Below are 22,850 nucleotides of genomic sequence, written 5' to 3' on the forward strand. Positions count from 1 at the left end.
TTCGGGCAGGCCATACGGTGGGGGAACCGAGGCCCTCCACTTGTAGGTAACACCTACCGCGCGCTCCGCGCGCGAAAAGGCGCGCAGCGCGCGCCAAGAACCGTGCCGTCAGCGGTCGCGTTCCACTGCCAAGCGGGCCGAGACCTCGCCCAACGCTTCCTGGTACTCCGGAGTCGGGTTCATAGCCGCCGCCATCCGCAGCTGTGCCAAAGCCTCCGGCAACCGACTCTGGCGCTGAAGCGTCCGCCCCAACGCAAAACGGGCGTAGTAGTCGCTGGGATCCAGCTCCAGCACCTTCCGGAACGCTTCCTCGGCCCGCTTGAGCTGCGCCGATCCCAAGTACGCACGACCCGCCAGCAGTTGCACGCTCGGTTGGTCGCCCGCTGTTTCGAGCACGACTGCCAGCTCGCGCAGCGCCTCCAGGGGACGGCGGCTCGCGAGCAGCGCCTCGGCTCGGCGGAACGCCTCGAAGGTGCTGTCGGTCATGGTCCGATCAACGCTACCCGCGCGTCGGCCGTTCCTCGACAGCCGACCGGATGACAGGATCTCTGCTACGACCCGCCCAGTTCCGCCAGCACCGGGTCGATCGACTCCGGCCGCTCCACGTGGGCGTTGTGACCCACTCCTGCCAGCACCATTCCACCCGGCGAGGCCGCTCGCAGGTCTGCCTCGGGGCACATGTGGTCGTGCTCGCCGGCGGCCAGCACGACCGGTGCCTTGGACGCCGCCAGCAAGCCCTCTACGTCCGGTGCGCCCACGCCGAAGGCGGCCATGTCGAGCACCGGCCGCCACCCCGGACCGTCCGGCACGACGCCGTGCTCCAGCGGCACACCGGCCAGCTTCGACGCCCGCTCGACGGCCTCCGCGCGCGTCTCGAAGATCTTCGACGGGCGCGCGGCGAGGCCGGTGGCGCGCTCCAGCTCCTCGGGCGTCCACCGGAGCTTGATGCCCAACCCTGCGACCGCCGAGACGTCCACGCCGAACCACCCGCTGGCCAACGTCAGCGCGACCACCCCGCCCAGCGAGTGACCGAGCACGGCAACCGGACCGGCGGGCACCACCGACGCCACCGCCGCCGCGAACGAGCCGAACGAGTACCGCTCCAACGGTCCGGATCGGCCGTGGCCGGGCAGGTCGGGCACGAGCCACGAACCGGGCCACCGGTCGACGACCCCGCGCCACACCTCGCCGGTGGCGCCCAAACCGTGCAGGAGGACCAGCAGTGGTCCGGAACCGCCGCGCTCCACGTGGATCACGCGAGAATCGTGCCATGCCGACCGACGCAGAGGTGATCGTCGACCCCGACACCTACACCGCCGGCGTCCCCCACGACGTGTTCGCCAGGCTGCGCGCCCACGACACCCTCCGCACCGACGACACCGTGCACGTCTTCCGCCACGCCGACGTCCGCACGGTCCTCAAGAACCCGGGCACGTTCTCCTCCTGGCTCGGCGGCACCCAGATCCGCGACCCGGCCACGCCCGAGGACCTCGCCTACGTGCGCCGGATGATGCTCAACACCGACCCGCCCGACCACACGCGCCTGCGCGGCCTGCTCACCAAGGCCTTCACGCCCCGCGCGATCGCCAACCTCGAAACCAAGATCGAGCAGTGGGCTCGAAAACTCGTCATCCCGCTCGCCGAACCGGGCGTCCACGACTTCACCAAGAGCATGGCGGACCTCCCGCTGCTGACCCTCGCCGAGGTGTTCGGCGTCCCCCACCAGGACCGCGCGCTGATGTTCGACTGGAGCAACCGGGTCATCGGCTACCAGGACGAGGACTACGCCCACAGCACGAGCGACACCACCGGCATGACGGACATGGCGCTGAAAGCCCTCGAACTGCGCCCCGACCCGCAGCCCGACCCGCGCTCCCGCCACGGCATGCCCGACCTCCTCGCCTACGCGCACGCCCTGGGCGAGCTGAAGCGCCGGGAACCGGGTGACGACGTGATGAGCAACCTCATGCGGCACGACGTGGCCGTGGAGGAGTTCGAGACGTTGTTCTGGCTGTTCTCGGTCGCGGGCAACGAGACGCTCCGCAACGGCATCCCCGGCGGGATGATCGCGCTGATGACCCACCCCGACCAGTACGACCTGCTGAAACGCGACCGCTCCCTCCTCCCGAACGCGGTCGAGGAGATGCTGCGGTGGTGGACGCCGGTCATGCACTTCCGGCGCACCGCCACGCGGGACACCGAGCTGTCTGGCACCAAGATCGCCGCGGGAGACAAGGTCGTCGTCTGGTTCGTCTCCGCCAACCGTGACGAACGGGTGTTCACAGGCCCCCACCGGTTCGCTGTGAGGCGTCGTGACGTCGACCACTTGTCGTTCGGCCACGGCCCGCACTTCTGCCTCGGCGCTCACCTGGCCCGCGTGCAACTACGTGCGTTTTTCGGGGCGGTGCTCGACCTTCCGGGTGTGCTGGTGCCCGCCGGTGAGCCGATCCGGCTGCGGTCGAACTTCCAGAACGGGGTCAAACGCCTACCCGTGGGTCACCAACTAGGCTCCTCATCGGTAAAGCAAAGGTCTGACTAGGGAGCGCACGTGGCGGTCATCGAGCAGGTCGGCGCTCGCGAGATCCTGGACTCGCGAGGCAACCCCACCGTCGAGGTAGAGGTGGCGCTGGACGACGGCACGCTGGAGCGCGCCGCGGTGCCGTCGGGGGCTTCGACCGGTGAGCACGAGGCGGTCGAGCTCCGGGACGGCGACAGCAAGCGCTACCTGGGCAAGGGCGTCGAGAAGGCGGTCACGGCGGTCCTCGACGAGATCGGGCCGGAGCTGGTCGGCATCGAGGCGGTCGAGCAGCGCGTGGTGGACCAGAAGCTGGTCGACCTGGACGGCACGCCGGACAAGTCCCGCCTGGGCGCGAACGCCATCCTCGGCGTGTCGCTCGCGGTGGCGAAGGCGGCGGCGGCGTCCAGCGGCCTGGAGCTGTTCCGCTACGTGGGCGGCCCGAACGCGCACGTCCTGCCCGTGCCGATGCTGAACATCCTCAACGGCGGCGCGCACGCCGACACCGACGTGGACATCCAGGAGTTCATGATCGCGCCGATCGGCGCGGACTCCTTCCGCGAGGCCCTGCGCTGGGGCGCCGAGGTCTACCACGCGCTCAAGTCCGTGCTGAAGAGCAAGGGCCTGGCCACCGGCCTGGGCGACGAGGGCGGCTTCGCGCCGAACCTGTCCAGCAACCGCGACGCGCTGGACCTGATCCTCCAGGCGATCGAGAAGGCCGGCTACACCCCCGGCCGCGACATCGCGCTGGCCCTGGACGTGGCCGCCACCGAGTTCTTCTCCGACGGCGCCTACACCTTCGAGAAGACCAAGCGCAGCGCCGAGCAGATGACCGGCTACTACGCCGAGCTGGTCGCCTCGTACCCGCTGGTGTCCATCGAGGACCCGCTGTCCGAGGACGACTGGGACGGCTGGGTGCAGATGACCGCCGAGCTGGGCGAGAAGGTGCAGATCGTGGGTGACGACCTGTTCGTCACCAACCCGGAGCGCCTGGAGGAGGGCATCTCCCGCCGCGCCGCGAACGCGCTGCTGGTGAAGGTCAACCAGATCGGCACGCTGTCCGAGACCCTGGACGCGGTGTCGCTGGCGACCTCCTACGGCTACAAGTCGATGATGTCCCACCGGTCCGGCGAGACCGAGGACACCACCATCGCGGACCTCGCGGTGGCGACCGGCGTCGGCCAGATCAAGACCGGCGCGCCGGCCCGCGGCGAGCGGACGGCCAAGTACAACCAGCTCCTGCGCATCGAGGAGGCCCTGGGCGACGCCGCGCGCTACGCCGGCGACCTGGCCTTCCCGCGGTTCACGCCGGAGAGCTGATGGCGGACGGGGACCGGGGCTCCCGACGCGGCCGTGGCGCCGCGCCGGGGTCCCGGCCTGACCGCACCACCCGGGGCCGCACGAGCCGGGCCGCGGGGCGAGCCGCCGGCGCGGCGGGTTCGGGCGGCGCGAATCCCGGCGGTGGGCGTGCGGGGGCGGCCGGTGAGGGCGGGCGGCGGCCGAGCAAGGCGGCGCAGGCCCGTGCGGCGGCCCAGGCGGCCCGTGCGGCGGCTCGGGCGGCTCGGCCCCAGTCCAGGGCGCGGAGCCGGGAGGGCACCGGTGGCGCGTTCGGCATGACCGGCACCCGCCGGGCGGCGTTGCTGGCGATGGTGGTGTGCGCGCTCGCGCTGAGCATCGCGGTGCCGTTGCGGACCTACCTCGCCCAGCGCGAGGAGCTGCGGGAGGTGACCGCGTCGCAGGAGACCCTGCGCGCGGAGGTCTCCCAGTTGGAGCGGCGCAAGCAGGAGCTCGCCGACCCGGCCCACCTGGAGGCCGAGGCGCGCAGGCGACTGCACTACGTGCGACCCGGGGAGACGCCGTACGTCGTGCAGCTGCCCGGCGACGCGGAGCGGAAACTGGAAGACGAGCGGCCGGCGGCGGCGCCGGCGGCGGACAAGGCCTGGTACGAGCAACTGTGGGATTCGGTGGCGGCACGATGACGGTGAGCGACGAGGACAAGGCGATCGTCGCCGAGCAGCTGGGACGCACCCCGCGCGGCATGCGCGCCGTGGCGGCGCGGTGCCCCGGCGGGCACCCGGCGGTCGTGCAGACCAGTCCCCGCCTCCCCGACGGCACCCCGTTCCCCACCCTGTACTACCTGACCTGCCCGCGCCTGAACTCCCTCGTCAGCCGGCTGGAGAGCGCCGGGGTCATGAAGGAGATGACCGATCGGCTGGCGACGGATGAACAATTGGCGCAGCACTACCACCGCGCCCACGAGTCGTACTTGGCTGAACGGGACGCGATCGAACCGCTCGGCACGACCGTCACCGCGGGCGGCATGCCGGGCCGGGTGAAGTGCCTCCACGTCCACGTGGCGCACGCGCTGGCCGCCGGCCCGGGGGTGAACCCCTTCGGCGACGAGGCCCTCGCGCTGCTCGCCGACGAGTGGCCGAGCGGGAATTGCGCGTCAAAGGTGAAAAACTGACCGTAGGGGCAGTTCTCCGGACAGAGAACGGACCCGGGACCGTGACACGGCCGTTTGGATCAGGCACGCTGGTCGTCGGGGCCGAAGCGGGAATCGCCGAGGAGTGGAGTTCGTGGCTGTGCCGAAGCGACGGGGACGCAAGCGCAAAGCACTACGTCAGGCCACGCTGACGCCCCGACAGTGGGGGCTGGCGGCGACCGCGACGTGCGCGATGCTGGTGCCGGTTCTCGTGCACACCACGGCGGGCATCGACTGGGTCAACATCTCCGGCCGGTCGGACATCGAGGCCGTCCCGCCGGGCGCGGGCGACGTGCTGGGCAGCCTGAGCGACTCGGGCGCGCTGGGCGTCAACGGCCGGTTGCCCGAGGCCGACGAGCTGAGCGCCTCGCTGCTGGCGGAGGCCGCCGACCCGTCGGAGTTCGGCGACGACCTGTCCCCGTTCGACGGCCTGGACGGCGAGACCTCGCCGGGCCAGTTGGGCATCCCGGGCGTCATGCTCGACGCGTACATGAAGGCCGCGAACCGCCTGTCCGCCACCACGCCCGGCTGCAAGCTGCACTGGTCGCTGCTGGCGGGCATCGGGCGGATCGAGTCCGGCCACGCCCGCGGCGGGCGCGTGGACGCCGCCGGCACCACCGTGCACCCGATCCTGGGCCCGGTGCTCAACGGCGGTCCGGGCATGGCGGCCATCCGCGACACCGACGGCGGCCGGTACGACGGCGACGGCACGTGGGACCGGGCGGTGGGCCCGATGCAGTTCATCCCGTCCACGTGGGCCGGGTACGCCGCGGACGGCAACGGCGACGGCGAGACCAACCCGAACAACGTCTTCGACGCCACCGTGGGCGCGGGCAACTACCTGTGCGCGGGCGGCGCGAACCTGGAGGACCCGCAGCAGCGGGCGCGGGCGGTGTTCCGCTACAACCACTCCGAGGAGTACGTGCGGACGGTCCTGTACTGGGCCGACGCGTACGCCCACGGCGTCACGCCGCTGCCCGGTCTGATCGGCTCGGACGACGACTACGCCCCGGTCACCAGCCCCGGCAGCCCGCAGCCGGGCACCCCGGGTCAGCCGGGGACGCCGGGCCAGCCGGGCACCACCAACCCGCCGTCGTCGTCGACCTCGAACCCGACGACGACCACGTCGCCGAGCACCTCGCCGACGACGATCACGCTGGAGCCGACGCCGTCCTGCCCGACCACGACGACGCCGACCACCACGCCCAGCACCACGACGCCGACCACCACCACCCCGCCGGCGCCGGGCTGCACGACGACCACGACGCCGACGACCACCACGCCGTCGACGACCCCGACCACCACCACCGAGGCCTCCACGCCGGCGAGCACGTCGGAGCAGTCGACCGCGCCGCAGACCAGCGCGTCGTCGGTGGAGCAGACCAGCCCGGCCGGCACGACCGACGCCGGGACCACCACCCGCTCCGAGGACACCACGTCCTCCTCCGCGGACTCGGCGTCCGCCACGACCACGTCGAGCATGAAGCCCGCCTGACCCCTCCCCGCCGTGGCCGCGTAGGTTTCCGCTCGGACGGTGTCGACTTCCGGGAGGCGACGGCATGGCGCGGGTGGCCGCGATCGACTGCGGGACGAACTCGATCCGCCTGCTGGTGGCGGACGTGACCGCGGCGGACGACGGGTCGCGGTGGCTGCGGGACGTGCACCGCGAGATGCGCGTGGTCCGGCTCGGCGCCGGCGTGGACGCGACCGGTGTCCTCAACCCCGAAGCCCTCGCCCGCACGCGCGCCGCCCTGGTCGACTACACCGCCATCCTGCGCCGCAAGGGCACCGAACGCGTCCGGATGGTGGCGACCTCCGCGACCCGCGACGCGGCCAACCGCGACGAGTTCTTCGGCATGACCCGCGAGGTGCTCGGCGTCGAGGCCGAGGTCATCACCGGCGACGAGGAGGCCGCGCTATCGTTCACCGGCGCCGTGGCGGACCTGGACCCGGCGGACGGGCCGTTCCTGGTGGCCGACGTCGGCGGCGGGTCCACGGAGCTGGTGCTGGGCTCGTGGGACGGCGTGGCGGGCGAGGTGGAGGCCGCGCGCTCGGTCGACATCGGCTGCGTCCGCCTGACCGAACGCTGCCTCCCCGACGACCCGCCCACGGCCGCCCAGGTCGAGCGGGCGGTCGCGGTCGCGTCGGAGGTGCTGGCCGAGGCGTTCGAGGCGGTGCCCACGGCGAAGGCCAACTCGTGGATCGGCGTGGCCGGCACCGTGACCACCCTGGTGGCCCTGGCCAAGGAGCTGCCGGTCTACGACTCGGAGCAGATCCACCTGGCCCGGCTGTCCATTGACCAGATCCGCGAGGTCACCGCCCGGTTGTTGACCATGACCCACGACGAGCGGGCGGCGCTGGGGCCGATGCACCCCGGGCGGGTGGACGTGATCAACGGTGGCGCGCTGGTGGTGCGGACGATCGCGGAACACTTGGCGGCGCAGGGGATCACGGAACTGGTGGCCAGCGAGCACGACATCCTGGATGGCATCGCCTTCTCGCTGACCTGACCTGCGGACCTCACCCCTGGCCGTCAGCGTCGTCGGCGAAGGGGCCGGCCGCCAGTTCGGCCATCGTCACGGTCGGACCTCCTTCGGCCAGGACCGCTTCGGCTTCGCGCGCCAACAGCAGGTCGGCGGACTCCTCCCAGGCTTCCGCGAGGTCGGTGCGCGCCTCGCGCGCGGTGGCAGAGTCCCGGCCGGGTGCGGTGCACGAATGGTCCAGTCCAGGTGGCGTGGGCTGCGCGGGCGAGCCGATCTTCATACCTCATCCTTGCGTCAATTGGGATTGTTCGTAACTAGGTTGTGATCACTTCACCCATGTGGCCCGCACCACAGGCCTAATAGCGTCCTCCCACACGCTGTGGAAGCGGTCGACTCTGCTCGGTTACCCCCGAACAGGTGGGAGGACGCATGTCACGTGCACCTTTGGTCCCCTTAGCCCTGGCGACGGTGCTCGTCGCCGCGGGCTGCGGGGCCGCGCAGACCCAGACGGGCACGAACACCGACGCCGGCATCACCATCTTCAACACCGATCCCGAGAACCCGCTCGTGCCCGGCAACACCACCGAGGCGGGCGGCAGCCGGGTCATCGACGCGTTGTTCACGGGCCTGGTGGAGTACCGCGCCGAGGACGCGCAGCCGGTCAACGCGATGGCCGAGAAGATCGACACCAAGGACTCCAAGCTGTTCACCGTGACCATCAAGAAGGGGTGGACGTTCCACGACGGCTCCCCGGTCACCGCCAAGAGCTTCGTCGACGCCTGGAACTGGACCGCCTACGGCCCGAATGCCACGCAGGGCGCCAGCTTCTTCTCCCAGATCGAGGGCTACGAGACCGTCCACCCCAAGGACCCCGACGGACCGGACGGCCCGCAGGAAGCGCCGAAACCGGCCACCGACAAGCTCTCCGGCCTCAAGGTCGTCGACGAGCACACGTTCACCATCACGCTGTCCGAAGCGTTCTCGGTGTTCCCGGTGACCATCGGCTACGAGGTCTTCGCGCCGCTGCCGGAGGCGTTCTTCAAGGACCAGAAGGCTTTCGAGGCCGCGCCGATCGGCAACGGCCCGTTCAAGTTCGCCTCCCGCAACGTCGGCACGGACATCAAGCTGACCCGCTTCGACGACTACAAGGGCGTGGACAAGCCGAAGTTCAAGGACTTGACGCTGAAGGTCTACCAGAGCCGTGAATCGGCCTACGCGGACCTCGTGGCGAACAACCTCGACTTCATGGAGGAACTCCCGCCCAACGCGCTCGCGGGCCAGAAGTACGAGACCGACCTCGGCGACCGGGTGGTGCAGCGCGAGACGCTGAACATGCAGACGATCGCGTTCCCCTTCTACCTCGAGCCCTACGACAACGTCGACCTGCGCCGCGCGATCTCGATGGCGATCAACCGCGAGGAGATCACCCAGCGGATCTTCGAGGGCACGCGCAAACCCGCCGACGGCTGGGTGCACCCGCTGATGAAGGGCTACCAGAAGGGCCAGTGCGGCGAGTACTGCACGTTCAACCCGCAGAAGGCCAAGGAGTCCTTCGCGAAGTCCGGCTACACCGGCGAGATCGTGCTGCTGTCCAACACCGACGGCGGGCACCAGGAGTGGGCCGAGGCGGTCGCGAACAGCATCAAGAACACGCTCGGCGTGGAAGCCCGGTTCGTGCCGTCCACCAGCTTCGGCGAGTTCCGGCAGAAGGTGAACGCGCACGAGATGACCGGCATGTACCGGGCGGGCTGGATCGCGGACTACCCGTCGATCGAGAACTGGCTGACCCCGTTGTACCGCACCGGTTCCTCGTCCAACGACGGCCTGTACTCCAACCCGGCGTTCGATGCGAAGCTGGCGGAGGCCGACAAGGCGCCCAGCGAGGAGCAGGCGATCAAGCTGTACCTGGAGGCCGAGAAGATGATGGCCCCGGACATGCCGGTCATCCCGTTGTGGACGCAGAACACCATCGCCGGCAAGTCCGACCGGCTCAAGGTGGCCAACCTGCACCCGTTCCGCAAGCTCGACCTGGACAGCGTGGAAGTCGTCGGCTGACGTTCCGCGAGCAGGGCCGGTCCGGGTAAGCACGGGCCGGCCCTTCCGCCGCCTGAAAGAGGGCCGCACATGGGCCGTTATGTGTTGCGTCGACTTCTTCAGATGATCCCGGTGTTCATCGGGACGACCTTCCTGATCTACGCACTCGTCTGGGCCGTCCCCGGTGATCCGTTCGAAGGCAAGTGCGGTGAACGGGACTGCCCGGAGGCCTACGTCTCCGCCATGCGCGACAAGTTCAACCTCGACGACCCGCTGGTCGTCCAGTACGGCAAGTACCTGGGCAACCTGCTGCGAGGCGACTTCGGGCTCACCTCCGCGGGCCTGAGCGTCGGCGAGCGGATCGCCGCCACCTTCCCCGTCACGCTCAAGCTGGCGCTGGTCGCGTTGCTCATCGAGGCCGTCATCGGCATCACCGCCGGTGTGGTGAGCGGCCTGCGGAACCGGGGGTTCCTGGACAGCCTGGTCCTGGTGTCCACGCTGTTCCTGATCTCCATCCCGGTGTTCGTCACCGGGTACGTGGTGCAGCTGGTGTTCGGCCTCCAGCTCGGGCTGATCTCGCCCACGGTCACCTCGCCCACGATCGGCAACCTGATCGTGCCCGGCTTCGTGCTGGCCTCGCTGTCGATGGCGTACGTGGCCAGGCTGTCCCGCGCGGGCATCGCCGAGAACAAGCGCGCGGACTACGTGCGGACCGCGCTGGCCAAGGGGTTGCCGCAGAAGCGGGTGGTGGGCGTGCACATGCTGCGCAACTCGCTGATCCCGGTGATCACGTTCCTGGGCACCGACCTCGGCGCGTTCCTGGGCGGCGCGATCGTCACCGAGGGCATCTTCAACGTGCCCGGCGTGGGCGGGCTGGTGTTCCGCTCGATCCTGACCAAGGACGGCGCGATGGTGACCGGCGTGGTGACCGTGCTGGTCCTGGTGTACCTGCTGATGACCCTGCTGGTCGACCTCCTGTACGCGGTGCTGGACCCGAGGATCCGTTATGACTGACCAGATGGCGGTGCTCGCGACGGACCGGGACCGGCCGCGCGGGTTGTTCGGCGACGCCTGGCACGAGTTGCGGCGCAGGCCGCTGTTCTGGGTGTCGGTGTCGATGATCCTGCTGGTGGTGCTGATGGCGGCGGCGCCGTCCCTGTTCACCTCCGGCGACCCCGGGCTGGCGCAGCTGTCGCGCAGCCGGCAGCCGCCGTCGGCGGAGGCCTGGTTCGGGTACGACAACCAGGGCTACGACATCTACACGCGGGTCATCCACGGCGCCCGCGCGTCGATCGTGGTCGGCGTGCTGGCCACGATCGGCGTGGTCCTGACGGGCGCCACGATCGGCATCCTGGCCGGGTTCTACGGCGGGTGGCTGGACGCGGTGGTGTCGCGGGTGGCGGACATCTTCGTGGGCGTGCCGTTCGTGCTGGGCGCGATCGTCATCCTGACCACGCTGAACGCGGGCGGGGACGCCGGTCCGGTGCGGATCGTGGCGCAGGTGGTGCTGTCCATCGCGGTGCTGTCGTGGCCGGTGGCGATGCGGATCATGCGGTCCACGGCGATCGCGGCCAAGCAGCAGGACTACGTCAAGGCGGCGCGGGCGCTGGGCGCGCAGCCGGGGCGGATCATCGCCAAGCACATGCTGCCCAACTGCGTCGCGCCGGTGCTGGTGTACTCGACGATCGCGCTGGGCGCGTTCATCGGGGCCGAGGCGACGCTGTCCTACCTGGGCATCGGGCTGCGGCAGCCGGTCGTGTCGTGGGGCGTGATGATCAACAGCGCCAAGGACTACCTGCGCGTCGCGCCGCACGCCCTGCTGTTCCCGGCCGGGTTCCTGACCGCGACCGTGCTCGCGTTCGTGATGCTGGGCGACGCCGTGCGCGAAGCCCTCGACCCGAAGCTGCGCTAGGAGGCGGTGTCGTGACGGCTTTGCTGGAGGTCGAGGACCTGCACGTCGAGTTCCGCACGCGGGACGGCGTGGCGCGGGTCCTCAACGGCGTCGGCTACCACGTGGACGCCGGGGAAACCCTTGCGGTGCTGGGGGAATCGGGGTCGGGCAAGTCCGTGACCGCGCAGGCGGTGATGGGCATCCTCGACACGCCACCGGCTTTCGTGACGCGGGGCGCGGTCCGGTTCCACGGCGAGGACCTGCTCGCGGCCACGGACGACCGGCGGCGGGAAGTGCGGGCCGAGGGCATCGCGATGATCTTCCAGGACGCCCTGTCCGCGTTGAACCCGGTGTTCACGGTGGGTTTCCAGATCGAGGAGCAACTGCGGCTGAGGCGGGGCATGAGCCGCGCCGACGCCCGTGCGCGTGCGATCGAGCTGCTGGACCTGGTGCGGATTCCCCATGCGCGGCAACGCGTGCGGGAGTACCCGCACCAGTTCTCCGGCGGTATGCGGCAGCGGGCGATGATCGCGATGTCGCTGGCCCTGGACCCGGAGGTGCTCATCGCGGACGAGCCCACGACCGCGCTGGACGTCACCGTGCAGGCCCAGATCATGGACCTGCTGGCGGAGATCCAGCGCGAACGGCACATGGGGTTGGTCCTGATCACGCACGACCTGGGCGTGGTGGCGGAGGTCGCGGACCGGATCGTCGTCATGTACGCGGGCCGGATCGTCGAGCAGGCCGACGCCCTGTCGTTGTTCCGCAATCCCGGGCACCCGTACACGGCGGCCCTGATGCGGTCGCTGCCCAGGATCGACGCCAAGGGCACGGCGTTGGAGACCATCAGGGGCCTGCCGCCGAGCCTGCTGCGCATCCCGCCGGGCTGCCCGTTCCACCCGCGCTGCCCGCGTGCCGAGGACGTGTGCCAGGCCGAAGTGCCCGGTCAGGCGCGGTTGGGGTTGGGGCGGACCAGTGCGTGCCACTTCGCGGAGGAGGTCGTCCGTGGCTGACCTGCTGGAGGTTCGGGACCTGGTCAAGCACTTCCCGGTGAAGCGCGGTGTGCTGTTCAAGCAGACCATCGGCCACGTGCGCGCGGTGGACGGGGTGTCGTTCACGCTGGGGGAGGGCGAGACGCTCGGGGTGGTCGGCGAGTCCGGGTGCGGCAAGTCGACCCTGGCCCAGGTGCTGATGCTCCTGGAACCGCCGACGTCGGGGGAGGCGTTCTTCGCCGGGCAGCCCATGTTCTCCTTGCGGGGCAACGCTTTGAAGCGCCTGCGCAGGGACATGCAGATCGTGCTGCAAGACCCGTACACGTCGTTGAACCCCCGCATGACCGTCGGCGACATCGTCGGGGAGCCGTTCGAGATCCACCCGGAGGTCGCGCCGAAGGGGTCGTGGGCGGGGCGGGTGCGGGAGCTGCTGGACGTGGTGGGCCTGAACCCCGAGCACATCAACCGGTACCCGCACCAGTTCTCCGGCGGGCAGCGGCAGCGCATCGGGATCGCCCGCGCGTTGGCGTTGCGGCCCAGGGTGATCGTGTGCGACGAGCCGGTGTCCGCGCTGGACGTCTCCATCCAGGCGCAGGTGATGAACCTGTTGGCGCAGCTGCAATCCGAGTTCGGCCTGGCGTACGTGTTCATCGCCCACGACCTGTCCGTGGTGCGGCACCTGTCGGACCGGGTGGCGGTGATGTACCTGGGGAAGATCGTGGAGACGGGGACCGAGGACGAGATCTACAACCACCCCACCCACCCGTACACGCAGGCGTTGCTGTCGGCGGTGCCGGTGGCGGACCCGGCGCTGAGGGGGCGGCGGGACGTCATCCGGCTGACCGGCGACGTGCCCTCGCCGATCGACCCGCCCTCGGGGTGCCGGTTCCGGACGCGGTGCTGGAAGGCCCAGGACGTCTGCGCCACCGAGGAACCGGCGTTGATCGACCGGGGCGGACACCCGAGCGCCTGCCACTTCGCCGAGGAACGCTCGGTGGTGCCGTAGAAAAGCGACAGGCCCCCGGCGATCGCTCACCGGGGGCCTGCGCGGTGCCCCATACCGTCAGCGGTTGGAAGCCCCTTGCACGAACTTGGCCAGGTCCTTCGACTGCTGCACTCGGCTCGGCTCATGCACGTACATCATGTGGCCCGCCGGGTAGTAGGCGTGCTCGATGTTGTCCAGGAGTTCCTTCGGCACCTTCAGGTGCGCCACGACGTGTTCGGCGGCGTAGTAGGGCGTTGCGCCGTCGTAGTGGCCGTAGGCGATGTGGACCTTCAGGTCCGGGTTGGCGCGCATGGCCGACGCCAGCTTGTCCGCCACCGTCACGTGCCGGGCCTCGAACTCCTTGAACGACCACGGGTGCACGGTCCGCGAGATGATCTCGTACGGCAGGTCGTTCTCGTAGTTCAGTTCGGCGCGCAGGTAGTGGTTCAGGGCGGCCGTGTACGGGCCGAGGATCGCCGAGTAGGACGGGTCCTCGCTGAACTGTTCGCGGCCGTAGTCCGAGTCGGGGCCGGAGAAGCGGGAGTCCAGGCGGCCCACGATCCGGCGTTGCGAGCGCAGCAGTTCGGTGAAGAACCGGACGTGCTCCAGGCGCAGGTCCACCCGGTCCACGTAGTCCTCGGACAGACCGGTGAGGGAGGCCAGCTTGGCCACCGCGGCGGCGCGTTCCTCGTCGGTGAGGCGGTGGCCGCGGGCCAGTGCCCACGGGTAGTCGCGGGAGGCGAAGTCCTCCGCCTCAGCCAGGACCTCGTCGAGCGGGCGGTCGCCGTGCAGGCCGTGGTAGTGGGCGATGGCCGCGTAGGTCGGCAGGAACAGCGTGTGGGGCAGGTCGTTGCCCTCGCTGAAGTCCAGCGTGGCGAAGTCCAGCACGGACGAGATGAGCATGATGCCGTTGAGGTACAGGCCGTAGCGGGTCTGGAGGTGCTCCGCGAGCGCCGCCGCCCGGGTCGTGCCGTACGACTCGCCGGCCAGGAACTTCGGGGACAGCCAGCGGCCGTGGCGGGAGGTCCACAGGCGGATCACCTCGCCGACCGACTCGACGTCCCCCTGGAACCCGTGGAACTCGCCCGGCTTCTCGCCCTTGACCGCGCGGGAGTAGCCCGTGGACACCGGGTCGATGAACACCAGGTCGCTGTGCGCGAGCAGGGTTTCCGGGTTGTCGACCAGCTCGTAGGGCGGGGGCACGAGCTCGCCCACGTCACCGGAGACCACCCGGCGCGGGCCGAGCAGGCCCAGGTGCAGCCACACGCTGGAGGAGCCGGGGCCGCCGTTGAACGCGAACGTCACGGGCCGCTTGGCCGGGTCCGCGCCGTCGAGCGTGTACGCGGTGAGGAACACCTCGGCCTTGGCGAGGTGGCCGTCGAACTTGCCGTCGGTGTGCACTTCCTGCCGCAGCACCACCCGACCGGTTGTCGCGGTGTAGTTCAACTTGCGCCGCTTGACGGTGGTGCTGTGCTGGGTGGTGACGAGGTCGTCGGCCGGGGTGTCCTTCCCCGCGTCGCCGTTCCCCGTCACCGGGGGCTTGCCGTCCTCGGTGTCCTTGTCGGTCATGGTCGAACTCTACGGTTGGGGCACGGTCCGATGCGCAGCCTTTCCGAGCTGGACCGCCGGGTGGTCACGTGCCGGGCGTGCCCCCGGTTGGTGGCGTGGCGCGAGGAGGTGGCGCGGGTCAAGCGGGCCGCGTTCGCCGACGAGGAGTACTGGGCGCGCCCGGTGCCCGGGTTCGGCCCCGCGGACGCCCGGCTGGCCTTGGTGGGCCTCGCCCCGGCCGCCCACGGCGGCAACCGCACCGGCCGGATGTTCACCGGCGACCCGTCCGGCGACTTCCTGTACGCGGCCCTGCACGCGGTGGGCTTGGCGTCCCAGCCGACGTCCGTGCGGCGCGGCGACGGCCTGGAGCTGTACGGCACCCGCATCACGGCCCCGGTGAAGTGCGCGCCGCCGGAGAACAAGCCGACCGCCGAGGAACGCGACAACTGCCGGCCGTGGCTGATCTCCGAACTGGAACTGCTCCGCCCGACCCTGCGCGCGGTGGTGGTGCTCGGCGGCTTCGGTTGGCAGGCGCTGCTGCCGGTCCTGGCGTCGTGCTGGCAGGTCCCCCGCCCACGCCCGGTCTTCGGCCACGGCGTCTCCCACACCCTGGCCGCCCAGGACGACGGCCCGCCGCTGCACCTGTTCGGCAGCTACCACGTGAGCCCGCACAACACGTTCACCGGCAGGCTGACCCCGGCCATGCTGGAGGACGTGCTGAGCCGAGCCGCCCGAGCCGCCGGGCTCTGACCGTCAGGTGGCCTTGGAGATCGCGCGGACGTGCGCGCGCTCGCCCTGCCGCCCGACCAGGCTGAGGAACTCGACCGGACCGGCGCTGGTGGCGCCGAACCAGTGCGGGGTGCGGGTGTCGAACTCGGCGGCCTCCCCGGGTTCGAGGCGGAGGTCGTGCTCGCCCAGGACCAGGCGCAGCGTGCCGTTGAGGACGTAGACCCAGTCGTGGCCCTCGTGGGTGCGCAGGTCCGGCAGGGCGGAGTCGTCCCCTCGGGGCAGGACGAACTTGTAGGCCTGGACGCCCCCGGGCCGGCGGGTCAGCGGCAGGATGACCGAGCCGTCGCCGCACGCGATCGGGCGCAGGGTGATCCTCGGGTTGCCGGTCGGCGGCGCGTCCACCAGCTCGTCGAGGGTCACCCCGTAGGCGCGGGCGAGCGGCAGGAGCTGCTCGAGCGTGGGCCGCCGCAGCCCGGCCTCGAGCCGGGACAGCGTGCTGACGGAGATGCCCGTCTCGTCGGCGAGATCGGCCAGGGTGAGGTCCCGTCCCTGCCGCAGCCGCTTGAGCCTCGGCCCGAGTGCGTCGAGTGCACGTTCCGCCGCGTCGTCCATGCGGCCATTTTGCCATTCGGCAACAGGGTTTGCCGATTCTGCCCTGGCTCCGCACGATCGCCCCATGACGTTCGACAAGCGGTACTGGGAGCAGCACTGGCAGGGCTCCACGGGCGAGCACCCGCCGAACCCGCACCTCGTCGCCGAGGCCGGGGGACTCGCGCCGGGCACGGCGCTGGACGCCGGCTGCGGCACCGGGGCCGAGGCGATCTGGCTGGCCTCGCGCGGCTGGCAGGTGACCGCGGCCGACATCTCGTCCGAGGCACTCGCCCGCGCCGCCGAGCGCGCGACGGCGAACGGCGTGTCCGAGCGCTTGCGGTGGGTCGAGGCGGACCTGGGCGCCTGGGCTCCGGACACGCGGTTCGACCTGGTCACGACCCACTACGCCGCCGCCGCTAGCCCGCTCGAAAGGGAACCCGTGAGCACGAACCTGTCGTCACCCGCGGACGCGACCATCGAGGACCCGCGCCGGCGGTGGTCGATGTCGTTGGCTCGCTGACCTCCTCGGTCGCCGTGCTCGGTCTCGTCCTCGTCCTCCACGAAGGCCCCGAGCGGGGCTGGACCGACCCGATCACGTTGCTGGGCCTGCTCGTCGGAGCGGGTGCCGCTCGGCGGCCGAGCGACGATGGCGCGTCATAGCGGTGCTGTTCGCCTGCGTTGTGGCAAAAGGCGGGCGTTCGCGCACTTCGGCAGGCATCCTCTTGCCATGAGGCCACGGCTCGTTCTCGCGCTCCTGGTGGGACTGGCGCTGGTCGTCGTCGCGCTGGCGGCGCGGGGCACGTCGCCGGTGCCGTACGACGCGGGCAGTTCGACGCCGGAGGCCGCGCCGGTCGTCACCAAGACGCTGGTGGACGAAACCGAGGACGCCGAGCGCGGCTCGGTGGTGGGCGGGTCGCTGGTGGTGCTGGCCGTCGTGGTGATCGGGATCGTGATGATCGGCCTTCTCGTGCTGCTGCTCTCGCTGGGGTTGCCGCGGTGGCGGCGGCGGAGAGCCGCGTCGGTGGGGAAGGTCGTCGACGTCATGGACGGCGCCGACAGCCGGGCGCCGGAGTTGTTGGTGCAGGGTGCACGGCGGGCGTTGGACGAGATGGACCGGCGCACCGGGGGTCCGCCGCGGGACGCCGTCGTGGCCGCCTGGCTGTGGTTGGAGGAGGCGGCGGCGGACAGCGGGGCGGCGCGGTTGCCGCACCAGACGCCGACCGAGTTCACCGGCGCGCTGCTGGCCCGGCACGCCGTGGACGAGACGGCGACCGGCGCGCTGCGGAAGGCCTACCAGCGGGCGCGGTTCGGGACGGCCGAGGTGACCGAGGACGACGCCCGCACCGCGCGCGACGCCCTGGAGCACATCGTGCGCGACCTGGAGGGGAGCCGGACGTGAGCGAACCCATGCGGCCACTGCTGGGCATGGGTGCGGCCGTCGCGATCGGGGCCGTGGCCGGGGTGGCGACGGCGTTCACGCTCACCCGCGTCGGCGCCCCGCTGCACTGGGCCGTGCTCGTCGCCGTTCCCGTCGTCGCGCTCGGCGTCCTGGTCGTCCGCCTGCCTCGGGCCACGGACGTCGTGTGGGCGCCGCCGCCCGCCGGCCCGTCCGCGGCGACCACCTCGCACGCCAGCACCCTGGCGAGCCGCTTCGCCGAAGCCGCGATCGACCACGACCGGTTCACCCTGCGCGTCCAGCCCCGCCTGCGCCGCCTGGTCGAGGCCCGGCTGCGGCAGCGGCACGACATCCCCGACCTCGCCGACCCGCGCGCCGCCGCGGCCCTCGGCCCCGAGTTGCACCGCCTGGTCACCGACCCGGCGGCGACCCTCCCCGAGCCCACGAGGCTCGCCGAGCTGTTGGAGCGCCTGTGACCTCCGCGCCCGTGACCTCCGCGACCCGCATCGGCATCGAGGCCAAGTCGGTCCTCGACGCCGTCGGCACCGTCGTCGTCGGCCGGCAGCGGTCGCTGCGGCTGGCGATGGCGGCGATCCTCGCCGGCGGCCACGTGCTGCTGGAGGACGTGCCCGGCCTGGGCAAGACGCTGATGGCGCGGTCGCTCGCGCAGGCCCTGCGGCTGGACTTCAAGCGCCTCCAGTGCACGCCGGACCTGCTGCCCGCCGACGTCACCGGCTCCTTCCTCTACGACCCGGGCGACCGGGACTTCCACTTCCGCGCCGGCCCCGTGTTCACCGGCCTGCTGCTGGCCGACGAGATCAACCGCACCCCGCCCAAGACCCAGTCCGCGCTGCTGGAGGCCATGCAGGAGCGCCAGGTCACGGTCGAGGGCCGCACCTTCCCGCTGCCCCGCCCCTTCCACGTGCTGGCCACCGCGAACCCCGTCGAGTACGAGGGCACCTACCCGCTGCCCGAAGCGCAGCTGGACCGGTTCCTGCTCCGCCTGGACATCGGCTACCCGCCGCCGGAGGAGGAGGTCGAGGTGCTGCGCCGCCGCCTGGCCCGGCAGCGCGAGGAGACCGAGGTCGAGCCCGTCCTGGACACCGACCGGCTCCTCGAGCTCCAGCGGGGCGTCGAGCAGGTCGCCGTGGACGAGGACGTCCTGCGCTACTGCGTGGACCTCGCCGCCTCGACCCGCGCGCACCCGGCCGTGGAGGTCGGGGCGTCGCCGCGCGGCGCGCAGGCCCTGGTGCTGGTCGGGCGGGCGCTGGCGGTGCTGGACGGGCGGGACTTCGTGCTGCCCGAGGACGTCAAGGAGTGCGCGGTCCCGGCGCTGGCGCACCGGCTCACGCTGCGGCCGGAGACGTGGACCTCCGGGGTGGCCGGCGTGGACGTCGTCACCGAGCTGCTCGGCCGCGTCCCCGGGCCGGTCAGCAGCCGGTCATGACCCGCGGCGAGCGCATCAAGCAGGCCCTGACCGGCGGGCGCGGCTCGCACTGGCACCCCACGGACGCCCTGGTGCGCGGCGCGGCCCTCGGGGTCGGGCTGGTCGTGGTCGGCGGGCTGCTGCACCGGGTCGAGCTGGTGCTGTTCGGCGCGCCGCTGCTGATCTCGACCCTGGTCGCGCTGGTGGCGAAGGTCGGCGGGAAACCCGTGGTGACCGTGCGCGGGCTGCCGCGCACCGGCGAGGTCGGCGCGGCGAAGTCCGCGGTCGAGCTGGACGCGGGCAGCGGGGCCGAGGTGGTGGCGATCCGGCTGCCGGTGGACCGGCCCGGCCTCGGCCCGGTGCACCTGCTGCCCGCGTCGACGCGCGCGGTGGAGGTGGTGCTGCGCCGCGACGCCTGGGGCGAGGGCGTGGACCTGCGGCCCGACCACCTCGTGGCGGGTCCCGACGGGCTGCTGGTGTTCGGTCCGGTGACCGGCACCGAACGCGGTCGGGTGATCCTGCCGCCGGTGCACCAGCTCCCGGCCGGGCTGCTGCCCGCGCGGGCACGCGGCCTGGTGGGCGCGCACCGGGCGCGGCGGCCGGGCGATTCGGTGGAGCTGCGCGACATCCGGGCGTTCCAGCCGGGCGACCGGCTGCGGCGCGTGGACTGGCGGGTGTCGCTGCGGGCGGGCGCCTTGCACGTCCGCGAGCACCACGCCGAGGCGGACGCGGACGTCGTGCTCGCCCTGGACACCCGCTTCGACGTCGACCGGGACGTCGGCTCGTGGTCGGTGGCGACCCCCGGCGGGAAGGCGCGGGGCGCGCGGGCGGGCCGAGGCCTGGACCTCGCGGCGCGGACCGCGTGGGCGGGTGGGAACCCGGGCGCCACGTGGGCGGGCTGGGACTCGGGCGGTGCGCGGACCATGCGGCCCGGCGGCAGCCTGGACCTCTCGGTGCGGGCGGCGGCGTCGCTGGCGGCCGGGTACCTGCGGCAGGGCGACCGGGTCGGGCTGGTGGACCTGGGCCGGCCGCAGCTGTCCGTGCGGCCGGGCGCGGGCCGGCGGCAGTTGCTGCGGCTGCGCAACCAGCTCGTGGTGTGCGCGCGGTCGGCGGGGTGGGCGCAGAAGCCGGTGCTGCGGCGGGAGCAGTTGCCGCACGGGGCGCTGGTGGTGGTGTTGTCGCCGTTCCTGGACGCCGACGCGGTCGAGCTGTCCGTGCACGCCGCACGCCGGGGTCACGTGGTGCTCGCGGTGGACGTGCTGCCTGAAGACCTGCTGCCGGACCGGGACACGCCGTGGGGCGCTGCCGCCCTCCACGTGCTGAGGTTGGAGCACGAGGTGCGTTTGGAGGCCATGCGACGGCACGGGGTGGCCGTGGTGACGTGGGACGCGCGGGCGGCGACGATCTCGGCGGTCCTGCGCGAAGCCGCCCGGCCGGGAGTGCGCAGATGACGACGGTCGAATTGCGGCGCGGGTGGCCCGGATGGGTGTTCCGCGCGGCCATCGGAGTGGTCGGCTTGGCGACCGCCGGCGTTCTTTACGCCGAAGGAGTGATGGTTACTCCATTGGTGTTGTACGTCGGTCTGACCGCGGTGGCCGCCGCCATTCCCGCTTCGGCCGCCGCCGCGCTCCTCGTCGCCTATCCACCGGTCGCGTTGGTGGTGCTCGGGGGCGAGCCGGTGCGGCCGGCGGTGCTCGTGCTGGTCGCGCTGGTCCATTTGCTGCACCTGCTGTGCGCTTACGCAGCGCTTGTGCCGACCCGGAGTCGAATTCACCCGTCCGCCCTGCGTCCGGCCGCCCTGAGGTACGCGGCGGTGCAGGCCGGTGTACTCGTTTCGGCGGGTCTCCTGCTCCTGTTGCCGGGCGGCCGGACGGACGCCGTCGTCGAGGTGATCGGCCTGGCGTGTGCAGCCGGTCTGGTGATCGGCGCGGTCGTCCTGCTGCGCCGGCGGAGCTGAGAGAAGCGTCTCGATCACTCAGCCGGAGCTGAGCTTCTGGATCGTTCCTCTCAGCACGTTCACCCCCGGGTGGCGCACTGCCGCTGGTCAGCGCGCTGAGTGTCGCTCATCACCCGGCGACTGTGGTCACAACGGGGCCTGACGACCCGTCGGAAACGACCCTCCGGTGCGACCATAGGCGTATGGCTGCTGTGAAGTCGCAACCCACACGGATCGTGATTGTCGGCGGTGGGTACGTCGGCATGTACACCGCGCTGGGATTGCAGAAGAAGCTGCGTTCCGGTGAGGCGTCGGTCACGGTCATCGACCCACAGCCCCACATGACCTACCAGCCGTTCCTGCCCGAGGCGGCGGCGGGCTCCATCGAGCCGCGCCACGTCGTCGTGCCCCTGCGCAAGGTGCTCAAGCGCTGCCACGTCGTCACCGGCCGCGCCACCCGGATCGAGCACGCCCGCAAGGCGGTCACCGTCGAGCTCGCCGACGGCCACGTCGAGGAGTACGAGTACGACGTGCTGGTGTCGGCCCTGGGCGCGATCTCGCGGACCCTGCCGATCCCCGGCCTGCCCGAGGTCGGCATCGGCATGAAGACCATCGGCGAGGCGATCTACCTGCGCAACCACGTGCTGTCGCGCCTGGACCAGGCCGCCAGCACCAACGACCCGGAGCTGCGCAAGCGGCTGCTGAGCTTCGTCGTCATCGGCGGCGGCTTCGCGGGCATCGAGACGCTGGCGGAGCTGGAGGACATGGCCCGCTACGCGCTGCGCTACTACGAGGGCCTGCGCCAGGACGACATGCACTGGGTGCTGGTCGAGGCGACCAGCCGGATCATGCCCGAGGTGAGCGCCAAGCTCGGCGTGTACACGGTGCAGCAGCTGGAGAAGCGCGGCATCAAGTGCTACCTCGACACCCGCGTGAAGTCGATGGAGGACGGTCACGTCGTCCTCGACGACGGCACCGAGTTCGACTCGGACACCATCATCTGGACGGCCGGCATGAAGGCCAACCCGATGCTGCGCAACACCGACCTGCCGCTGGACGCGCGCGGCCGGGTGCAGTGCACGGCGGCCATGCAGGTCGTCGGCCTGCCCGGGGTGTGGGCGGCGGGCGACTGCTCGGCCGTGCCGGACCTGTCGCGCACCGAGGAGGACCCGACCGCGACCTGCGTGCCCAACGCGCAGCACGCGATCCGGCAGTCCAAGCTGCTGGCCAAGAACATCGTGGCCACCCTGCGGGGCCGCAAGCCGAAGGACTACTTCCACAAGTACCTCGGCAGCGTCGCGGGCCTGGGCCTGTACAAGGGTGTTGCGGACGTGTTCGGGCTGCGTTTCAAGGGTGTTGTGGCTTGGTTCATGCACCGCAGCTACCACGTCATGTTCATGCCTACGGTGAACCGCAAGTTCCGCGTGTTCGTCGACTGGACGCAGGCGTTGTTCTCGGGTCGCGAGGTCGTCGCGCTGGGGCAGATCCACGAGCCGAAGGCCGAGTTCGACCGGGCCACCAAGAGCTGAGTGTGGTTGCCCACTGCGCCGTTTGGTGGCGGTGGGCAAGCACCCGTCTGGCTCAGTTTCGTAACTTGAGCCCCCAATAGGAGTAATAGGCAGCGCGTCACCTTGACATTGCGTAACGTGAACCCGAGACTACGACTGGCACGCCACCAAAAGTGTGACGCGCCAGTGGGGAGAGAGGTGACCGCGATGTCGCTTGAGGAGCTGGCCGCACAGCTTCGCCGCGGTGAGATCGAGGACCGTGCGCTGGCGGAGTACGCCGCCGAGTACGCCACCGCCGGAAAGGTTTTTCGCAGCAAGAAAGACGACTGAG

General features: G+C 71.4%; 26 protein-coding genes. 21 read left to right on the plus strand and 5 right to left on the minus strand.

Going from position 1 to position 22,850, the window contains the following annotated elements; translation table 11 throughout:
* Nucleotides 1–108: 108 nt before the first annotated feature.
* A complete protein-coding gene (locus tag WBN91_RS25850; RefSeq protein WP_337727092.1) occupies nucleotides 109–486 on the minus strand; it encodes a tetratricopeptide repeat protein in 378 nt (125 codons plus the stop codon).
* A gap of 65 nt (nucleotides 487–551) precedes the next feature.
* Nucleotides 552–1,256 (minus strand): alpha/beta fold hydrolase, encoded by a 705-nt coding sequence (locus tag WBN91_RS25855; RefSeq protein ID WP_337727091.1) that lies wholly within the window; start codon nucleotides 1,254–1,256, stop codon nucleotides 552–554.
* A gap of 14 nt (nucleotides 1,257–1,270) precedes the next feature.
* Between WBN91_RS25855 and WBN91_RS25860 the strand changes: the two genes are divergently transcribed.
* The 6 genes from WBN91_RS25860 to WBN91_RS25885 all read left to right on the plus strand — a co-directional run bounded on the left by WBN91_RS25860 (nucleotide 1,271) and on the right by WBN91_RS25885 (nucleotide 7,510).
* A complete protein-coding gene (locus WBN91_RS25860; protein WP_337727090.1) occupies nucleotides 1,271–2,539 on the plus strand; it encodes a cytochrome P450 in 1,269 nt (422 codons plus the stop codon).
* 9 nt (nucleotides 2,540–2,548) lie between these two features.
* A complete protein-coding gene (gene eno / locus WBN91_RS25865) occupies nucleotides 2,549–3,835 on the plus strand; it encodes a phosphopyruvate hydratase (protein ID WP_337727089.1) in 1,287 nt (428 codons plus the stop codon).
* Nucleotides 3,835–4,494, plus strand: coding sequence for an FtsB family cell division protein (locus WBN91_RS25870; protein ID WP_337727088.1), 660 nt, complete (start codon nucleotides 3,835–3,837; stop codon nucleotides 4,492–4,494). The genes eno and WBN91_RS25870 overlap by 1 nt, the downstream gene beginning before the upstream one ends.
* Nucleotides 4,491–4,982, plus strand: coding sequence for a DUF501 domain-containing protein (locus WBN91_RS25875; RefSeq protein ID WP_337727087.1), 492 nt, complete (start codon nucleotides 4,491–4,493; stop codon nucleotides 4,980–4,982). Before WBN91_RS25870 ends, WBN91_RS25875 begins: the two co-directional genes overlap by 4 nt.
* A 112-nt stretch (nucleotides 4,983–5,094) precedes the next feature.
* Nucleotides 5,095–6,495, plus strand: coding sequence for a lytic transglycosylase domain-containing protein (locus WBN91_RS25880; RefSeq protein WP_337727086.1), 1,401 nt, complete (start codon nucleotides 5,095–5,097; stop codon nucleotides 6,493–6,495).
* 64 nt (nucleotides 6,496–6,559) lie between these two features.
* The gene (locus tag WBN91_RS25885) at nucleotides 6,560–7,510 is read left to right on the plus strand and encodes a Ppx/GppA phosphatase family protein (RefSeq protein WP_337727085.1); all 951 of its coding nucleotides are present in this window, start codon (nucleotides 6,560–6,562) and stop codon (nucleotides 7,508–7,510) included.
* A gap of 10 nt (nucleotides 7,511–7,520) precedes the next feature.
* On the opposite strand, the gene WBN91_RS25890 is transcribed toward WBN91_RS25885, so the two are convergent.
* Nucleotides 7,521–7,763, minus strand: coding sequence for a hypothetical protein (locus WBN91_RS25890; protein ID WP_337727084.1), 243 nt, complete (start codon nucleotides 7,761–7,763; stop codon nucleotides 7,521–7,523).
* A 149-nt stretch (nucleotides 7,764–7,912) separates the two neighbouring features.
* Between WBN91_RS25890 and WBN91_RS25895 the strand changes: the two genes are divergently transcribed.
* From WBN91_RS25895 to WBN91_RS25915, 5 genes are all read left to right on the plus strand, one after another.
* Entirely contained in the window at nucleotides 7,913–9,538 is a 1,626-nt protein-coding gene (locus tag WBN91_RS25895) for a peptide ABC transporter substrate-binding protein (protein ID WP_337727083.1), read from the plus strand.
* A 69-nt stretch (nucleotides 9,539–9,607) separates the two neighbouring features.
* Nucleotides 9,608–10,531: an ABC transporter permease gene (locus WBN91_RS25900; RefSeq protein ID WP_337727082.1), complete on the plus strand. Its 924-nt coding sequence runs from the start codon at nucleotides 9,608–9,610 to the stop codon at nucleotides 10,529–10,531.
* Nucleotides 10,524–11,429 carry an ABC transporter permease gene (locus WBN91_RS25905; RefSeq protein ID WP_337727081.1) on the plus strand — a complete coding sequence of 302 codons (906 nt, stop codon included), beginning with the start codon at nucleotides 10,524–10,526 and terminating at the stop codon, nucleotides 11,427–11,429. The genes WBN91_RS25900 and WBN91_RS25905 overlap by 8 nt, the downstream gene beginning before the upstream one ends.
* 11 nt (nucleotides 11,430–11,440) lie before the next feature.
* Entirely contained in the window at nucleotides 11,441–12,421 is a 981-nt protein-coding gene (locus tag WBN91_RS25910) for an ABC transporter ATP-binding protein (RefSeq protein WP_337727080.1), read from the plus strand.
* Nucleotides 12,414–13,406 carry an ABC transporter ATP-binding protein gene (locus WBN91_RS25915; RefSeq protein ID WP_337727079.1) on the plus strand — a complete coding sequence of 331 codons (993 nt, stop codon included), beginning with the start codon at nucleotides 12,414–12,416 and terminating at the stop codon, nucleotides 13,404–13,406. The genes WBN91_RS25910 and WBN91_RS25915 overlap by 8 nt, the downstream gene beginning before the upstream one ends.
* A 57-nt stretch (nucleotides 13,407–13,463) precedes the next feature.
* On the opposite strand, the gene WBN91_RS25920 is transcribed toward WBN91_RS25915, so the two are convergent.
* Nucleotides 13,464–14,954, minus strand: a complete 1,491-nt coding sequence (locus tag WBN91_RS25920) for a S10 family peptidase (RefSeq protein ID WP_337727078.1) — start codon at nucleotides 14,952–14,954, stop codon at nucleotides 13,464–13,466.
* Nucleotides 14,955–14,984: 30 nt separating this feature from the next.
* Here WBN91_RS25920 and WBN91_RS25925 point away from each other — a divergent pair, with 30 nt between their 5' ends.
* Nucleotides 14,985–15,683, plus strand: a complete 699-nt coding sequence (locus WBN91_RS25925) for a uracil-DNA glycosylase (RefSeq protein ID WP_337727077.1) — start codon at nucleotides 14,985–14,987, stop codon at nucleotides 15,681–15,683.
* A 3-nt stretch (nucleotides 15,684–15,686) separates the two neighbouring features.
* On the opposite strand, the gene WBN91_RS25930 is transcribed toward WBN91_RS25925, so the two are convergent.
* Nucleotides 15,687–16,274, minus strand: coding sequence for a helix-turn-helix domain-containing protein (locus tag WBN91_RS25930; RefSeq protein ID WP_337727076.1), 588 nt, complete (start codon nucleotides 16,272–16,274; stop codon nucleotides 15,687–15,689).
* Between the two features lie 64 nt (nucleotides 16,275–16,338).
* On the opposite strand from WBN91_RS25930, the gene WBN91_RS25935 reads away from it, so the two are divergent.
* From WBN91_RS25935 to WBN91_RS25975, 9 genes are all read left to right on the plus strand, one after another.
* Nucleotides 16,339–16,773 carry an SAM-dependent methyltransferase gene (locus WBN91_RS25935; RefSeq protein WP_337727075.1) on the plus strand — a complete coding sequence of 145 codons (435 nt, stop codon included), beginning with the start codon at nucleotides 16,339–16,341 and terminating at the stop codon, nucleotides 16,771–16,773.
* Nucleotides 16,749–16,913 (plus strand): hypothetical protein, encoded by a 165-nt coding sequence (locus WBN91_RS25940; protein ID WP_337727074.1) that lies wholly within the window; start codon nucleotides 16,749–16,751, stop codon nucleotides 16,911–16,913. Before WBN91_RS25935 ends, WBN91_RS25940 begins: the two co-directional genes overlap by 25 nt.
* 67 nt (nucleotides 16,914–16,980) lie before the next feature.
* Nucleotides 16,981–17,652, plus strand: coding sequence for a DUF4129 domain-containing protein (locus WBN91_RS25945; protein WP_337727073.1), 672 nt, complete (start codon nucleotides 16,981–16,983; stop codon nucleotides 17,650–17,652).
* The gene (locus WBN91_RS25950; RefSeq protein WP_337727072.1) at nucleotides 17,649–18,125 is read left to right on the plus strand and encodes a hypothetical protein; all 477 of its coding nucleotides are present in this window, start codon (nucleotides 17,649–17,651) and stop codon (nucleotides 18,123–18,125) included. The genes WBN91_RS25945 and WBN91_RS25950 overlap by 4 nt, the downstream gene beginning before the upstream one ends.
* Before the next feature lie 11 nt (nucleotides 18,126–18,136).
* The gene (locus WBN91_RS25955; protein ID WP_443217804.1) at nucleotides 18,137–19,096 is read left to right on the plus strand and encodes an AAA family ATPase; all 960 of its coding nucleotides are present in this window, start codon (nucleotides 18,137–18,139) and stop codon (nucleotides 19,094–19,096) included.
* Complete coding sequence (locus WBN91_RS25960) at nucleotides 19,093–20,526, plus strand: DUF58 domain-containing protein (RefSeq protein ID WP_337727070.1); 1,434 nt, start codon at nucleotides 19,093–19,095, stop codon at nucleotides 20,524–20,526. The genes WBN91_RS25955 and WBN91_RS25960 overlap by 4 nt, the downstream gene beginning before the upstream one ends.
* Nucleotides 20,523–21,032 (plus strand): hypothetical protein, encoded by a 510-nt coding sequence (locus WBN91_RS25965; protein WP_337727069.1) that lies wholly within the window; start codon nucleotides 20,523–20,525, stop codon nucleotides 21,030–21,032. The genes WBN91_RS25960 and WBN91_RS25965 overlap by 4 nt, the downstream gene beginning before the upstream one ends.
* Nucleotides 21,033–21,214: 182 nt before the next feature.
* Nucleotides 21,215–22,540 (plus strand): NAD(P)/FAD-dependent oxidoreductase, encoded by a 1,326-nt coding sequence (locus WBN91_RS25970; RefSeq protein WP_337727068.1) that lies wholly within the window; start codon nucleotides 21,215–21,217, stop codon nucleotides 22,538–22,540.
* A 177-nt stretch (nucleotides 22,541–22,717) separates the two neighbouring features.
* Nucleotides 22,718–22,849, plus strand: a complete 132-nt coding sequence (locus WBN91_RS25975) for a hypothetical protein (RefSeq protein WP_337727067.1) — start codon at nucleotides 22,718–22,720, stop codon at nucleotides 22,847–22,849.
* Nucleotide 22,850: the final 1 nt, after the last annotated feature.

The sequence above is a fragment of the Saccharothrix sp. CCNWYY140 genome, assembly GCF_037401995.1.
Taxonomy (GTDB): Bacteria; Actinomycetota; Actinomycetes; order Mycobacteriales; family Pseudonocardiaceae; genus Actinosynnema.

Bases quoted from the DNA above. Each gene is read 5' to 3' on its own strand.
- WBN91_RS25870 (WP_337727088.1), top strand. From the start codon at position 3,835: ATGGCGGACGGGGACCGGGGCTCCCGACGCGGCCGTGGCGCCGCGCCG.
- WBN91_RS25850 (WP_337727092.1), bottom strand. From the start codon at position 486: ATGACCGACAGCACCTTCGAGGCGTTCCGCCGAGCCGAGGCGCTGCTC.
- WBN91_RS25965 (WP_337727069.1), top strand. From the start codon at position 20,523: ATGACGACGGTCGAATTGCGGCGCGGGTGGCCCGGATGGGTGTTCCGC.
- WBN91_RS25895 (WP_337727083.1), top strand. From the start codon at position 7,913: ATGTCACGTGCACCTTTGGTCCCCTTAGCCCTGGCGACGGTGCTCGTC.
- WBN91_RS25925 (WP_337727077.1), top strand. From the start codon at position 14,985: ATGCGCAGCCTTTCCGAGCTGGACCGCCGGGTGGTCACGTGCCGGGCG.
- WBN91_RS25890 (WP_337727084.1), bottom strand. From the start codon at position 7,763: ATGAAGATCGGCTCGCCCGCGCAGCCCACGCCACCTGGACTGGACCAT.
- WBN91_RS25945 (WP_337727073.1), top strand. From the start codon at position 16,981: ATGAGGCCACGGCTCGTTCTCGCGCTCCTGGTGGGACTGGCGCTGGTC.
- WBN91_RS25970 (WP_337727068.1), top strand. From the start codon at position 21,215: ATGGCTGCTGTGAAGTCGCAACCCACACGGATCGTGATTGTCGGCGGT.
- WBN91_RS25860 (WP_337727090.1), top strand. From the start codon at position 1,271: ATGCCGACCGACGCAGAGGTGATCGTCGACCCCGACACCTACACCGCC.
- WBN91_RS25920 (WP_337727078.1), bottom strand. From the start codon at position 14,954: ATGACCGACAAGGACACCGAGGACGGCAAGCCCCCGGTGACGGGGAAC.
- WBN91_RS25935 (WP_337727075.1), top strand. From the start codon at position 16,339: ATGACGTTCGACAAGCGGTACTGGGAGCAGCACTGGCAGGGCTCCACG.
- WBN91_RS25900 (WP_337727082.1), top strand. From the start codon at position 9,608: ATGGGCCGTTATGTGTTGCGTCGACTTCTTCAGATGATCCCGGTGTTC.
- WBN91_RS25905 (WP_337727081.1), top strand. From the start codon at position 10,524: ATGACTGACCAGATGGCGGTGCTCGCGACGGACCGGGACCGGCCGCGC.
- WBN91_RS25930 (WP_337727076.1), bottom strand. From the start codon at position 16,274: ATGGACGACGCGGCGGAACGTGCACTCGACGCACTCGGGCCGAGGCTC.
- WBN91_RS25885 (WP_337727085.1), top strand. From the start codon at position 6,560: ATGGCGCGGGTGGCCGCGATCGACTGCGGGACGAACTCGATCCGCCTG.
- WBN91_RS25960 (WP_337727070.1), top strand. From the start codon at position 19,093: ATGACCCGCGGCGAGCGCATCAAGCAGGCCCTGACCGGCGGGCGCGGC.
- WBN91_RS25875 (WP_337727087.1), top strand. From the start codon at position 4,491: ATGACGGTGAGCGACGAGGACAAGGCGATCGTCGCCGAGCAGCTGGGA.